The sequence below is a fragment of the Streptosporangium sp. NBC_01639 genome (genome assembly GCF_045209755.1).
Classification (GTDB): domain Bacteria; phylum Actinomycetota; class Actinomycetes; order Streptosporangiales; family Streptosporangiaceae; genus Streptosporangium.
On record NZ_CP109272.1, the window covers coordinates 8304395 to 8317827 of the forward strand.

The 13433-nt window shown below is 71.0% G+C and carries 11 protein-coding genes; 4 read left to right on the forward strand and 7 right to left on the reverse strand.

From position 1 onward, the window contains the following. Positions 1 to 45: 45 nt before the first annotated feature. Genes OHA77_RS37760 through OHA77_RS37790 form a run of 7 tightly spaced genes read right to left on the reverse strand, consistent with a single transcriptional unit; the run spans position 46 to position 9263 of the window. Positions 46 to 2832: an alpha-mannosidase gene (locus tag OHA77_RS37760; RefSeq protein WP_406313952.1), complete on the reverse strand. Its 2787-nt coding sequence runs from the start codon at positions 2830 to 2832 to the stop codon at positions 46 to 48. Continuing rightward, entirely contained in the window at positions 2822 to 3883 is a 1062-nt protein-coding gene (locus OHA77_RS37765; RefSeq protein ID WP_406313953.1) for a Gfo/Idh/MocA family protein, read from the reverse strand. Before OHA77_RS37765 ends, OHA77_RS37760 begins: the two co-directional genes overlap by 11 nt. Beyond that, entirely contained in the window at positions 3880 to 5085 is a 1206-nt protein-coding gene (locus OHA77_RS37770; protein WP_326823415.1) for a CehA/McbA family metallohydrolase, read from the reverse strand. Before OHA77_RS37770 ends, OHA77_RS37765 begins: the two co-directional genes overlap by 4 nt. A 10-nt stretch (positions 5086 to 5095) precedes the next feature. Then, positions 5096 to 6142 carry an ABC transporter ATP-binding protein gene (locus tag OHA77_RS37775; RefSeq protein WP_406319941.1) on the reverse strand — a complete coding sequence of 349 codons (1047 nt, stop codon included), beginning with the start codon at positions 6140 to 6142 and terminating at the stop codon, positions 5096 to 5098. A gap of 5 nt (positions 6143 to 6147) precedes the next feature. Further along, on the reverse strand, positions 6148 to 6972 hold the full coding sequence (locus tag OHA77_RS37780; protein WP_406313954.1) for a carbohydrate ABC transporter permease: 825 nt from the start codon (positions 6970 to 6972) through the stop codon (positions 6148 to 6150). Then, positions 6969 to 7853, reverse strand: a complete 885-nt coding sequence (locus tag OHA77_RS37785; RefSeq protein ID WP_406313955.1) for a carbohydrate ABC transporter permease — start codon at positions 7851 to 7853, stop codon at positions 6969 to 6971. The genes OHA77_RS37780 and OHA77_RS37785 overlap by 4 nt, the downstream gene beginning before the upstream one ends. A gap of 27 nt (positions 7854 to 7880) precedes the next feature. Further along, complete coding sequence (locus OHA77_RS37790; RefSeq protein WP_406313956.1) at positions 7881 to 9263, reverse strand: extracellular solute-binding protein; 1383 nt, start codon at positions 9261 to 9263, stop codon at positions 7881 to 7883. Positions 9264 to 9448: 185 nt separating this feature from the next. Here OHA77_RS37790 and prcB point away from each other — a divergent pair, with 185 nt between their 5' ends. From prcB to pafA, 4 genes are all read left to right on the forward strand, one after another. Next, positions 9449 to 10297 carry a proteasome subunit beta gene (gene prcB, locus OHA77_RS37795; RefSeq protein ID WP_406313957.1) on the forward strand — a complete coding sequence of 283 codons (849 nt, stop codon included), beginning with the start codon at positions 9449 to 9451 and terminating at the stop codon, positions 10295 to 10297. Between the two features lie 26 nt (positions 10298 to 10323). Continuing rightward, positions 10324 to 11097 carry a proteasome subunit alpha gene (gene prcA, locus OHA77_RS37800; RefSeq protein WP_406319942.1) on the forward strand — a complete coding sequence of 258 codons (774 nt, stop codon included), beginning with the start codon at positions 10324 to 10326 and terminating at the stop codon, positions 11095 to 11097. A gap of 114 nt (positions 11098 to 11211) precedes the next feature. Continuing rightward, on the forward strand, positions 11212 to 11733 hold the full coding sequence (locus OHA77_RS37805; protein WP_406313958.1) for a hypothetical protein: 522 nt from the start codon (positions 11212 to 11214) through the stop codon (positions 11731 to 11733). A gap of 261 nt (positions 11734 to 11994) precedes the next feature. After that, the gene (gene pafA, locus OHA77_RS37810; RefSeq protein ID WP_326823409.1) at positions 11995 to 13353 is read left to right on the forward strand and encodes a Pup--protein ligase; all 1359 of its coding nucleotides are present in this window, start codon (positions 11995 to 11997) and stop codon (positions 13351 to 13353) included. The last annotated feature ends 80 nt before the right edge of the window (positions 13354 to 13433 follow it).

A 13433-nucleotide genomic window follows, 5' to 3' on the forward strand; every position in this document is an offset into this window, starting at 1 on the left:
GAAGCCCCGGCCCGGTCGTCCCGCGGGCAGACGGCCTTCTCGCAATCAGCCCGCTCTCGTCAGGTGAACGGTCGCGATCTCGAAGGGACGCAGCGGTAGCCGCACGGCTCCACCGGTGACCTCCAGCCGTTCGCCCGCCGTGCCGCGCAGGTCGGCGCGGCGGGCAGCACCGAACGGGCCGCGGATCACGGCCTCGGTGGCTGCCGGATGCTCGGCCACGAGCCTGATCTCCAGCTCGCCGTCCCGTTCCCGCAGCGCGGCGAGCACCACGCCCGCGCCCTCGACCTCGACGGACGCCCCGACGCCCGCGGAGGACGCCCCAGGGCCCGTGGCGCCTGCCGAGGACACCCCAGGACCTCCGGCGCCCGCTGAGGACACCCCAAGGCCCGCGGCGCCGGCGGAGGACCCCCCAGAGCCTTCGGCGCCGGGAGCGGCAGGACCGCGCCCCGAACCCGGTACGGCCAGCAGCGCGTGCCGATACTCCTCGGCCAGACGCGGCAGCGCCGCCTCATGCCAGGCGCCGTGGTGCGGCAGTACGGCGAAGCGCATCGTGACCGGCCCCGGGCACTGGGCGGCGGGGGTGGGGAGCTGGGGTCCGGCGGGCTCGTCGCGGTAGGCGTTGCGGTTGCTGGACAGCAGTCCCACCGAGCGGATCAGGGTGAGTGCCAGGTCTCCGCCGGTCAGCTCGTACTCGGTCACCTGGTCCAGCAGGACCGCCAGGCCCCCCGCGGTGACGAATCCCTCGGCGGGGAAGGTGGGCAGCGGGTGTTCGCCGCAGCCGCCCTCTGCGGTCAGCCCGCGCCGCACGACCGACAGCTGCCCCTCGGAGAAGGACTCCGCCGCGGGGCGGGGCAGCGGGGCGTGCCAGCGGACCCGGTGGTCGCGGCAGTGGTTGTCGAAGGACGTCTCCAGCCGCAGGTAGGGCTCGCCCGCCCGGAGCTCGGCCCTGGTGGTGACGGTGACGCGCTCGGTGGCCTCCGAACGCGCGTCCGGAGTCGAGCAGACCGGCCAGGCGTACTCGCGGTGGATCTCCAGGACCGACACCAGCGGCCCGGTGCAGACACCGTCGACCTCGACCCGGACGGGGGCGTCCACCAGGACGTCGTCGCGGGGCGGGGCGTGGTTGTAGGTGTCGCCCGCGTCGCCTCCGTCGACGACGCGGCCCACGCCGTGGGCCTCGGCGCCGGCGGAGAAGAGCGACAGGGTGCCGTCGGCGGCCACGGTGACGCGTAACAGGCCGTTGTCGAGGGTGCCGGCGTCGGGCCGTGCCCAGCCGGGGGAAGGCGGTACCGGGGCGGGCGCGGGCGCGGAGGTCAGCACGGTCCGGCCGAGCGGTGCGACGGTGACCTGGGCGGCGACGGTGACGACAGGCTCGGCGCAGGTGCGGACCCGCCACGGCCCGGGGCGGGCGGCGGCGTGCCCCAGCACCGCCGATCGGAGGTCGGCGTAGTCGTAGCCGGTGGTGGCGTGGCGGCCGACGACGACGGTGAAGACGTCTTCGGCGGCGGACCAGGAGAGGATCTCCTGGCCGAAGAGCTCGCGTTCGTGGATCCGCCCCAGCAGCTGGGTGAGATCGTCCATGACGGTCTCGTCGAGCAGGGTGGGGGCCAGCTCCAGCCGTTGTGCGGGCACCTGCCCGCCGTCCGGCGCGAGCAGGGCGGCGCGGCTCTCGGGCAGGTCGGCCAGGACCAGGGCGGTGCGGGGGAAGGGCGAGGGGTTGACGACCACCAGGGCGTCGCGGGCGGCCTGCCCGGCGAGTGAGGCGCTGACCATGTCGACGACGGCCTGGCCGATCTGCTCGGCCTCGGCGATGCGGGCGGCGACCTGCTGAGCGGTCTCGTCGGCGCCGCAGCCGGTGATGGAGTCGTGTCCGCTGCAGGCGATGAGGCGGCGCCAGGCCATGTCGAGCAGCCTCGCGGCGGCGGTGCTGCCGGGCGTCCAGAGCGCCGACAGGGGTTCGGCGTAACGGGTGACGATCCGTTCGGCGCGGGCCATGGCCTGCTTGGCGGGCATGCGGGCGGAGATCACGCCGGGCAGGATGTTCGCGCGGGCGTGGGAGCGCAGCTCTCCGTGGACGGCGGGCAGCCCCGCGACGGCGGGATCGGCGGCGGTGACGTAGTCGTGGAGGGTGGCGACACGCAGCCCGGCGGTGGTGATGTCGGCGGCCGGGGCGCTGTGGTCGGCACCGTACATGGCCAGCAGGGGGCCGGTGGGGTGCCAGGGGCGCAGCGTCTCGGTGAAGGCGGCCAGCCGGTCGGTGAGCGCTTCGGCGGGGCCGCTGAACAGGGCGACGGCGTTGCCGTACCCGCCGGGGAGATACTGGGTGCGGATCGCGGTGCCGTCGGCGCCGACCCAGGCGAAGGCGTCCCGGTCGACGGAGGCGGGCACGCCGCGCCACACGCAGGCGTGTTCGAGGCCGGCCTGGCGCAGGATCTGCGGCATCTGGGCGCAGTGACCGAACTGGTCGGGCAGGTAGCCGACCCGCATGAAGCCACCGAGTCCGGCGGCGCCGCGCATGCCGTACTCCAGGTTGCGGATCAGGGTCTCCCCGGCGCAGAGGAACTCGTCGGCCAGGATGAGCCACGGCCCCGCGGCGAAGCGGCCCTCCGCGACGAGCCCCCGCACCTCGCCGAGCCGCTCGGGACGGATCTCCAGATAGTCCTCCAGGGCGGCGAGCTGGCCGTCCATGGTGAACCGGTAGCCGGGGTCGGCGGCCATCGTGTCGAGGACCTCGTCGAGCATGCGGACCAGGCCGAGCCGGAACCGCTGGAAGGGCAGATACCACTCGCGGTCCCAGTGGGTGTGCGGGACGATCACTATGTCAGGCGTCACGTGCCTCGCCTCCGATGGACGGTCCGGCGACCGATTTGATGATCTTCTGGGCTGTCACGATGTCGGCCAGGCCGCCGGCGAGTCCGGTGAGCGGCGCGGTGCCCTCGGTGACGAGGGCGTGGAACGCCTCCAGTTGGCGCTCGAAGGCCTCGGACACGTCCCGGTGGACGGCTCTGACCTCCGTGGTCCCGTCCAGGGAGGTGGCGGTCAGGACCGTGGGGGCGTTCAGCAGGTAGGGGGAGGGGAAGACCAGCTCCAGCGTGCCCTCCTCGTGGTGGACGGCGACGGTCTCCCGGTAGGCGGGGTGGCCGGGCAGGTAGTGCCAGCGCAGGCCGTACCGGCCCGCGCCGAGGGCTCCGCTGACCTCCAGGGAGGGTCCGTCCCACACGGCGGTGTGCTCGACGGTGGCGGGCGGGCCGCTGAAGGCGCGCAGCAGCGCCAGGTCATGGCAGAGGCTGCCGAGCACGACCCCGGAGTAGAGCGACCTGATCGGCGGGGGCGCGGCGCCCAGCGCGGTCTCCAGGGCCGCCTCGTCGGCGCTGATCCACGGTTCGAGCGCGGCGGCGGACGGCCGCGAGGGACGGACCCGGGCGAAGGCGAGCTGCGCCTCGCCCGTGGGGTGGAGCACGGTGACGTCCAGGTGCCGGACGGGACGGCCGCCCAGGAGCGCGACGGCCCGCCGCACGGCCGGGTCGTACTGCTTCATATAGCCCACCATCAGCCGCGACTCGTTCTTCAGCGCGCGCACCTCGGCCTGGCTGTAGGCGAGGGGTTTCTCGCACAGGACGGCGTGGCCGCGTTCCAGCGCGGCGGCGACGAGGGCCCCGTGGGTTCCGGCGGTGAGCACGATGAGCGCGTCGAAGCCCCCGTGGTCGAGCATCGCCGCGGGGTCGGCGAACCAGCGCGCCCCGCTCTGCCGCCCGACCGCCTCGGCCTGGGCGGGGTCGAGGTCGCAGACGGCGGTCACCCGGAACAGCTCGGGCCGCCTGGCCAGCAACGGCAGGTACATCACCTGTGCGGCGACACCCAGCCCCGCGACAGCGATCTTCACGTGCACAGCGCCATCACCTCGTTACGGTACGTTTCCAGTCGGTGGGGGCCCGGCCGGGCCGGGACGGTGACCCTGTCGCCGACGACGGCCCGCCTCGTGTCCGGCCCCCACAGCACCAGCCCGTCACCGCCGACGATGAGGAAGTCGTCGCCATGGCGGAGCAGCAGCGGCCCGTCGGGGGTGGCGGAGACGGCGGTGGCGCCGGCGCGCAGTCCTTCCAGGGGGTCGGCGGCGAGCACCCAGGTGGTGGGGTCACCGGGCGGACGACCCTCCTCGGGCCGGTGGTAGTCGCTGCCGCCGATCATCGCCGCCCCGGCGGACCAGGTCTGCGTCCAGGCCAGCGGCGCACCCCAGGTCCGGTCCCACCAGCTCCAGTGCCACACCTCGACCGCGGGTGGTCGCTCGGCCATGGGGTGGCGCCAGGCGCAGTCCCCGGCGACGGGATGGTTGATCGACAGCACCCCGCCCCTGTCCCGTACGGTGCGGGCCCAGCTGTCGGGGCCCTGCCGGAAGTCGATCCAGCCGATGTCGCCGAAGGCGTTGGCGTGGCCGAGATCGGTGGTGACCTCCTGGCCGGGGATCAGGGTGATGGCGGCGAAGGTGGCCGCGGCGGCCAGTTCGGCGTGGTGGCTGACGGTGTTGTGGTCGGTGACGGCCAGGAAGTCCAGACCCCGGTCGGCTGCCAGGCAGGCGAGTTCGGAGACGCTGAGCGAGCCGTCGGAGTGGACGGTGTGGGCGTGCAGGTCGCCGGCCAGCCAGCGCAGCCCGTCGAGCGAGGGCAGGGCCCGCCTGGCGGCGGCCGGTTCGCGGGGCGGGGGAGGGGGCCGCAGGCCGGGCCGGGCGGGCGGCGCGACGGGCGGGGACAGATGCGGGATGACACTCAGCTCGTACGGCAGGCCGCCCGGCGGGATGCGGTGGAGCCCCAGGAGGACCCGCCACACACCGGGTTCGGGCTCGCCGGACAGATAGCCGGGGGTGGCCCAGGCAGGAGTGATCGTGTACTCGGAGCGGGCCCCGCCCGACCAGCCGCGGAAACCCAGCGGCCCGGAGCAGCCGAGGTCCAGCACGCCCGCGGAGCGGTCGTAGGAGAGCCGCACGGTGAAGCCCCGGGCGTCGGCGGGCAGTTCGAAGGGGACGTCGTGGACGGGAGCGGCGAGCCGGTCCTCCAGCGCCCACCGGCCGGTGACGCGCAGTGCCCTCATGTTCGCGCCCTCATATCCGGCCGGCCAGCCGGTCGTCGTGGTAGACGAGGGCGCGGCCCCGCCGGGGGACGGCCCAGACGGTCGCGCCGACGGCGGGCTCCTCGCCTTCGGGGGCGACGGCTTGGACGAGATGGCCGGCGCCCTCCAGGGTGACGAGACTGGCGGTGCCGAGGTTCTCCAGCACGGCGACCCGGCCGGCGAACCCGTCGTCCCTGGGGGTGGGTGACAGGTCGACGTACTCGGGGCGCACGCCGTACACGATCGGTACGCTGTCCGGCAGGCCCTCGGGGGCGGGCAGTACGGCTCCCGCCACGTGCAGCGTGTCGCCGCTGACCTCGCCGGGCAGCAGGTTCATCGGGGTGGAACCGATGAAGGAGGCGACGAAGGGGGTGGCGGGCCGGTGGAAGATCTCGGCCGGGGTGCCGACCTGGGTGATCCGCCCGGCGTCCATCACGGCGATCCGGTGGGCCAGCGCGAGGGCCTCGCCCTGGTCGTGCGTGACGAACACGGTGGTGACGCCGAGCTCGTCCTGCAGGCGCTTGAGAAAGGTGCGGGCCTCCAGCCGGAGGCGGGCGTCGAGGTTGGACAGGGGCTCGTCGAACAGGAACACCCGGGGACGGCAGGCGATGGCCCGGGCGAGCGCGACCCGCTGCTGCTGGCCGCCGGACAGCTGTCCGGGGCGCCTGCCGAGCAGTTCGGTGAGGCTGAGCCTGGCGGCGACCTCGGCGGCCCGGGCCTCGCGCCGGACACGGGGCGTCTTCTTGATCCTCAGGGGGTAGGCGATGTTGGCGGTGACGTCCATGTGGGGGAAGAGGGCGTAGTCCTGGAAGACCATGGCGACGTCGCGGCGGCCGGGCGGCAGGGCGGTCACATCGGTGTGGCCGATGTCGATCCTTCCGGAGGTGGGGGTCTCCAGACCGGCGATGCTCCGCAGCAGCGTGGTCTTGCCGCAGCCCGAGGGGCCCAGCAGCGCGAAGAACTCGCCCTCGCCGACGTCGAGGTCGAGGGAGTCGAGGGCCCGGACTCCCCCGGGGAACACCTTGGTCAGGCCGTGCACGGAGATCAACGCTTGATCCCTCCATGGAAGCGGAAGCCGTACCTGCTGCTGACGAACAGGTACATCAGTACCACCGGCAGCGAGTAGAGCAGCGAGAACGTCGAGATCAGGGACAGGTTGGGCTGGCCGCCCTCGGTGTAGAGGGTGTAGAGGACGACCGACCCGGGGGACTTGTCCGGGTCGCGCAGCAGGATGTACTGGAGCAGGAAGCCGCTCCACACGTTGGCCACGGCCCACACCGCGATCGTGGCCAGGCCGGGCCGTACCAGCGGGACGACGATGTGCCGCAGGATCTGCAGCGGTGAGGCGCCGAAGACCCGCGCGGACTCCTCGTAGGAGGTGGGGGTGGCGTCCATGAAGTCCTTCAGGATGAAGATCGCCGCGGGGAGCAGCCCGCCGGAGACGGTGAGGACGACCCCGAGGTGGGTGTCGATCAGGTCCAGCCGCGAGGCCAGCTCGAAGATCGGCACCATCGCGGCGGTCCCGGTGACCACCGACGACAGCAGCAGCAGCACGTACAGCAGGGCGTCACGTCCGGGCACCCTGACCCGGGAGAGGGCGTAGGCGGCCAGCGCGGCCAGCACGACCACGAGCACCGCCGCGCCGCCCGCCTGGATGACCGAGTTGCCGATGGAGCCGAGCGCGTAGGGGTTGTCGAGGATGGCCCGGAAGTTGTTCAGCGTGAACTCCGGCAGCGACGCCGTGACGGAGGGGTGGGCGTCGAACGGCGCCGAGGCCAGCCAGAGCATCGGCAGCGCGAAGAAGGAGACGACGACCGCCAGGAAGACGGCCGAGGCGATCCGGCCGAGCACGTGCCGGACGAGGTTCATCCGGGCACCTCCCGGCGGTCGCGGAGCAGGCGCAGGTAGGCCAGGGCGAAGACGAGGTTGATCAGGAGGACGAGGAAGGAGACGGCCGCGCCGGCGCCGAGCTGCCCGTCGCGCAGGGCCACGTTGTAGATGTAGGCGGACAGGACCTCCGACCGCCCCTCGGGACCGCCGGCGGTGAGCAGGAACGGGGTGAAGTCGTTGAACGTCCACAGGCTGGTCAGCAGCACGTTGGTCAGGACGTGCCCCTTGATCCGGGGCAGGACCACGTCGCGTAGCTGCTGGAAGGTGGACGCCCCCGCCAGGCGGGCGGTCTCCAGATGGGACGGCGGCACGTTCTCCAGCGCCGCCGAGTAGAGCATCATCGAGAAGGCGGTGCCCCGCCAGACGTTGAACACGATGATCGACAGCATCGGGTGGTCGAGCAGCCAGGCCGCGCCGGGAGTGCCGAGCAGGGCGTTGAGCGTGCCGCCGTCGCGGTCCAGCAGCGCGATCCACAGGAACGCCACCACCGAGCCGGGCAGGATCCACGACAGCAGCACCAGCGCCTCGACGACCTTCCGCAGCGGACCTCGCCGGTCGCGCATGGTCCACGCGAGGGCGAACCCCAGCCCGGCCTGCCCGATGATCGCCGAGCCGAGGACGAACTGCACGGTCAGCCAGAGCGAGTTCCGGAACCGCTCGTCACCGAGGGCGGCGGTGTAGTTGTCGGCCCCCACCAGTCGCGGGTCGGCCGCCGCCAGCCCGGTCAGCCGGTAGTCGGTGAGCCCGAGATAGATCGTCCAGATCGCCGGGAAGATCAGAAAAACTCCGATGAGCACGAGGGCGGGCAGCGTGAACGCGACCGCCCGCCCCCGTCCCAGTCCCGCCGCGTCCGTGTCCATGGGGGGGTTCACCGCGACGCCGCGGGGTCAGTTGGCGACGTTGCCGGATCCACCGACCAGTCCCTCCACTTTGGTCCGGTAGGCCGTGGCGGCCTCCTCGACGGGCCTGCCGGAGACGACGGCCGCCGTGGCCTCCTGCAGGGCGGCCGACACCTGGGGGTAGACGGCCAGGCCGGGGCGGTAGGTGGTGATCGGCAGGATCTCCTCGGAGACGAAGCTCAGCATCGGGTCGCCGGCGAGGACCTCGGTGTTGACGTCGGAACGGGAGGTGACGCGGGCGGCTCCGGCGAGTTCGGCCTTGACCGCCTCGGCGGAGTGCATGAACGACAGCAGCTCCCACGCCTGCCGGGGGTGCTTGGAGAAGGGATTCAGCACGCGTACGGCTCCGCCGGACATGCTGACGAAGTCCTGGCCGCGGATTCCGGTGCCGGGCCGCATGGCGGGAATCTTGGCGTAGCCCACCACCTGGTCGCGGTCGGCCATCGGAGCCACACCGACCTTGGGCTCGATCACCGACCGCCAGAAGTAGTCGCCCTCCGCCAGGATGCCGATCCTGCCGTCGGCGAACTCGGCGAAGGACTTGTCACGGCCCTTGGCCTCCTGCTGGAGCTTCGGATCGCCCAGCCCGCCGGCGTAGATCCGGCGGTAGAACTCCAGCACGTCCCGGACCCCCTGGGAGGAGCCGGTCCACTTGCCGCCCGAGTAGATCTCCGTGCCGGTGCCGGCCAGCAGGGGCAGGGCGCCCTGCATCGCGGTGGCCTCGCCCATGGCGGTGCCCGCGTTGATCTGGATCGGTGTCACGCCGGGCAGCTTCTTCAGTGCCGCGCCCGCGTCGAGGATCTCCTGCCAGCTCTTCGGCTGCCACGGCTCCGGCAGGCCGGCCTTCTTGAAAAGCCCCTTGTGGTAGTACAGAACCCGGCCGTCGGTCCCCTGCGGCAGCCCGTACTTCTTGCCGTCGAAGATGCCCAGGCCCTGCACGGCCTGGGGGATCTGCTGCCATCCCTCCCACGTCTCCACGTCCGCCCCGCCCACCTCGGTGAGCGGTCTGAGGTATCCGGCCTGGGCGAACTCGCCCACCCAGATCCCGTCGAGGTCGAACACGTCGGCCCCGGTCTTGGACTTCAGGTCCAGGGCCATCTTCGTCTTGTACTGCTCGTCGCCCACGCCGTTGGGCTGGAACAGCACGCGGACATCACGTCCCGCGGCCTTCTGCGCGGCCTCGAACCGGGGGATGACCCACTGTTTGATCCACTCGGCGCTGGCCGAGTTCTTGCCGCCGGAGATGGAGTTGGCGGTGATGACCAGGGTGGTGCCCTCGTCCGCGGCGGGGGCGCCGGAACCGCAGCCGGGTAGCGCGATGACGGTGGCTGCCAGTGCGGTAATCAGGACAGGTCGGTTGAAGAGTCTCACAGTGCCCTCTTCTGGTGGGGGAAACATGTCACGACAACTCGACAATTACACGTGCTTACTCGGTCGTAAAGATTGAATGATCCGCTCGGAGATGGTTCGCGCTGAGCTGATCCAGGGAAGTGCAAGCAGCACGACAAGATGAGTAAGGTCGGGCCTTAAAGGACCGCACCTTTGGAGGGAGTCGCGTGGGATCGCACAGGGACCTGCCCGCCGGCATGGTGAATCACATCTTCACGAACAGCGGCGTCTCCTCATTCACCGAGTTCGTCGGGGCGTACGCGCCGGACTTGCTGCCCGGCCGAAACGAGACCCTGGCGGCCCCGGTGGGTGACCGGATTCCCCATGCCACCACGATCGTCGCGGCGACCTGCGCCGGCGGCGTGGTGATGGCCGGTGACCGCCGGGCGACCTCGGGCAACATCATCTCCCAGCGGGACATGGAGAAGGTGTTCCGTACCGACGAATACTCCTGCATGGGCATCGCCGGGGCGGCGAGCACCGGCATCGAGATGGCCCGCCTCTACCAGGTGGAGCTTGAGCACTACGAGAAGATGGAAGGCCGCACGCTCTCGGTCGCGGGCAAGGCCAACCGGCTCGCCACCATGATCCGCGGCAACCTCGGCATGGCCATGCAGGGGCTGGTCGTGGTGCCGCTGTTCGCCGCCTACGACCCCGAGATCGACGGCGGGCGCATCTTCGGATACGACGTCGGAGGCGGTCCCTACGAGCAGCAGCAGTACCACTCGATCGGCTCCGGATCGATCTTCGCGCGCGGCTCGCTGAAAAAGCTCTACCGGGAGAACGCCTCACCCGAGGAGGTCGTGCTGACGCTCATCCACGCCCTCTACGACGCCGCCGACGACGACTCGGCCACCGGCGGCCCCGACGTCACCCGCAAGATCTGGCCCGTCGTAGCGCAGATCACCGCCGACGGCTTCCACCGTCTGTCCGACGAGGCGGTGGGCGTCCACGTCCAGACCGTCCTCGACAAGCGGATGAGCTCCCCTGACGGCCCCGTCGCCCCGCTGCGCTAACAACGAGAGGACCACCCCAGGTGTCCATGCCCTTTGGATATGTCTCGCCCGAGCAGCAGATGCGAGACAAGGCGGACTACGCGCGTAAGGGGATCGCGCGGGGCCGTAGTGTCGTCGTTCTGCAGTACGAACACGGCATCCTGTTCGTCGCCCCCAACCCCTCCCGGGCGCTGCACAAGATCAGTGAGATCTACGACAAGATCGGCTTCGCCGCGGTCGGCCGCTACAACGAGTTCGAGGCGCTGCGCCTCGGCGGCATCCGCTACGCCGACATCAACGGCTACAACTACGCGCGTGACGACGTCACCGCGCGTGGCCTGGCCAACCTCTACGCCCAGAACCTCGGCCAGATCTTCACCGAGTCGATGAAGCCGTTCGAGGTGGAGATCGTGGTGGCCGAGGTCGGCGACTCCTCCGACGAGGACCACATCTACCGCCTCACCTTCGACGGATCGGTGTTCGACGAGACGGGCCTGGTGGCGATGGGCGGCCAGGCCGAGGCGGTCGCGGCCCGGCTCAAGGAGCGCTACCGCGAGGGACTGTCGCTGGCCGAGGCGCTGGAGGCGGCGCTGTTCGCGCTGACCGAGCCGGGTGGCGAGCGCCCTCCGGCCGACCAGCTCGAGGTCGCGGTCCTCGACCGCAACCGATCGCACCGCAGGTTCCTGCGGCTCAACGGCCCGAGACTGGAGCGTCTGCTGACCGAGAGCGTCGAACCGCCCGCCGCTCCGGCTCCCGCGCCCGAACAGGACGCCCCGCCCACCGCGCCCGAGGGAGACATCGACACCGGCTCGGACGCCTGATCGCGTGACGACGGAGCGCCGTGCCTCCCACCGGGAGGCACGGCGCTCCGTATTGTGACGTGGATCATACGGCTCCCGGCCAACCGGAGCCGTGCGGGCGTCGTCGTACCGGGCATGACACGCTCCTGGCAGGCCATCGCCGCCGCGCTCCCCGTCGCGTTCTCCGTCGTCCTGGCCGGCGTGGTCCCGGCCGAAGCCGCGGCGGTCCCCGACTTCCCCGCCCCGAAGATCTTCGGGACGACGTTCCAGACCGATCTGGGTCACGACTTCACCAAGCGCATCAGTCCCCGCAAGGACGGCGTCCTGCGCGGCTGGATCACCCACGTGTCCTCCGGGCAGGTGGAGTACGAGCCGATCAAGTGGAGGAGGGCCAAATACACCGAGGGTTACTTCGTGGGCCCGCCGGAGGGTGACGGCACCGCCTACGCCTCGCCCGTGGCCGAGAACGTCGTCTTCCTGAGCGCCTTCGGCTGCTCGGCCAAGATGACGGACACCACCGTGAACAGGCAGGGGCTGGGCGCCGGACGTTGCTCCCGCAGTTCGCTGCTGACCAGGGTCAAGAAGCTTCGGCGCCCTGCGCTGATCACCGTCTACCGGGGTGCGATCGTCAAGGTCCAGGAGATCTACACCCCCTGACACCGTGCCGCCTCGGGGAGCGCCGCGCCGGTCGGGCACGGCGCTCCCCGAGACGGCGTCGCCGGACCTCGGACCGTCAAGGCCGTCGAGATCTTCCGGCAGGACGGACGATCCGGCTCGGTCCCGTAGGACCCGCGCGGCAGGGCGGGCGGGGCGCGAGCCGTGCTCATGCTTAACAGTTCACCCCGGGGGCATAAGCCGTACGACCGAAAACCCCATTGATCCCTCCCGCAAGAGGGGTTCGGCGAATAGTGTGAGGCAATGGATCGTCGCATCTTCGGGCTTGAGAACGAGTACGGCGTCACCTGCACGTTCAGGGGGCAGCGGCGGCTGTCGCCCGACGAGGTCGCGCGCTATCTATTCCGCCGGGTCGTCTCCTGGGGCCGATCGAGCAACGTCTTTCTGCGCAACGGTGCCCGTCTCTATCTGGACGTGGGCAGCCACCCCGAGTACGCCACCCCCGAATGTGACAACGTCGTGGAGCTCGTCACCCACGACAAGGCGGGTGAGCGCATCCTGGAAGGGCTTCTCGTCGACGCCGAGAAGAGGCTCCGCGAAGAGGGCATCGCCGGTGACATCTACCTTTTCAAAAACAACACCGACTCGGCCGGAAACTCCTACGGCTGCCACGAGAACTACCTGGTCGGCCGGCACGGCGAATTCGGCCGCCTGGCCGACGTGCTCATCCCCTTCCTGGTGACCCGGCAGATCATCTGCGGCGCCGGCAAGGTGCTGCAGACCCCCCGTGGAGCGGTCTACTGCGTCTCCCAGCGGGCCGAGCACATCTGGGAGGGCGTCTCCAGCGCGACCACGCGTTCCCGCCCGATCATCAACACCCGTGACGAGCCGCATGCCGACGCCGAGCGCTTCCGCCGCCTGCACGTCATCGTCGGCGACTCCAACATGAGCGAGACGACCATGCTGCTCAAGGTCGGTGCGACCGACCTGGTGCTGCGCATGATCGAGGCCGGCACGGTGATGCGCGACCTGTCACTGGAGAACCCGATCCGCGCCATCCGGGAGGTCTCCCACGACATGACCGGGCGGCGGCGCGTGCGGCTGGCCAACGGCAGGGAGGCGTCCTCGCTGGAGATCCAGCAGGAATACCTCTCCAAGGCCCGCGACTTCGTCGACCGCCGCGGCGGTGACGAGATCAGCCACCGGGTTCTGGAGCTGTGGGAGCGGACACTCGACGCCGTCGACACCGGCGACCTGGACCGGGTCGCCCGTGAGATCGACTGGGTGACGAAATACCAGCTGATCGAGCGCTACCGCAAGAAGTACGACCTGCCCCTGTCGAGCCCCAGAGTCGCCCAGCTCGACCTGGCCTACCATGACGTGCACCGTCGCCGTGGTCTGTTCTACCTGCTGCAGAAGCGCGGCGCGGTGGAACGGGTGGCCTCCGACCTGAAGATCTTCGAAGCCAAGTCGGTCCCGCCGCAGACCACCCGGGCACGGCTGCGCGGGGAGTTCATCCGCAAGGCGCAGGAGAAGCGCCGCGACTTCACCGTCGACTGGGTGCATCTGAAGCTCAACGACCAGGCGCAGCGCACCGTCCTGTGCAAGGACCCCTTCCGCAGCGTGGACGAGAGGGTGGACAAGCTGATCGCGGGAATGTGATGGTCACGCTTAGGCAAGATCGGTTGTGGGCTTAACCCATCCATATGTCCGGCCGGGTAGTGTGGCGCGAACCTGACGTC

Coding starts and splice junctions, on each gene's coding strand:
- OHA77_RS37805 (WP_406313958.1), top strand. CDS start 11,212: ATGACACGCTCCTGGCAGGCCATCGCCGCCGCGCTCCCCGTCGCGTTC.
- OHA77_RS37785 (WP_406313955.1), bottom strand. CDS start 7,853: ATGGACACGGACGCGGCGGGACTGGGACGGGGGCGGGCGGTCGCGTTC.
- OHA77_RS37780 (WP_406313954.1), bottom strand. CDS start 6,972: ATGAACCTCGTCCGGCACGTGCTCGGCCGGATCGCCTCGGCCGTCTTC.
- OHA77_RS37770 (WP_326823415.1), bottom strand. CDS start 5,085: ATGAGGGCACTGCGCGTCACCGGCCGGTGGGCGCTGGAGGACCGGCTC.
- pafA (WP_326823409.1), top strand. CDS start 11,995: ATGGATCGTCGCATCTTCGGGCTTGAGAACGAGTACGGCGTCACCTGC.
- prcA (WP_406319942.1), top strand. CDS start 10,324: ATGCCCTTTGGATATGTCTCGCCCGAGCAGCAGATGCGAGACAAGGCG.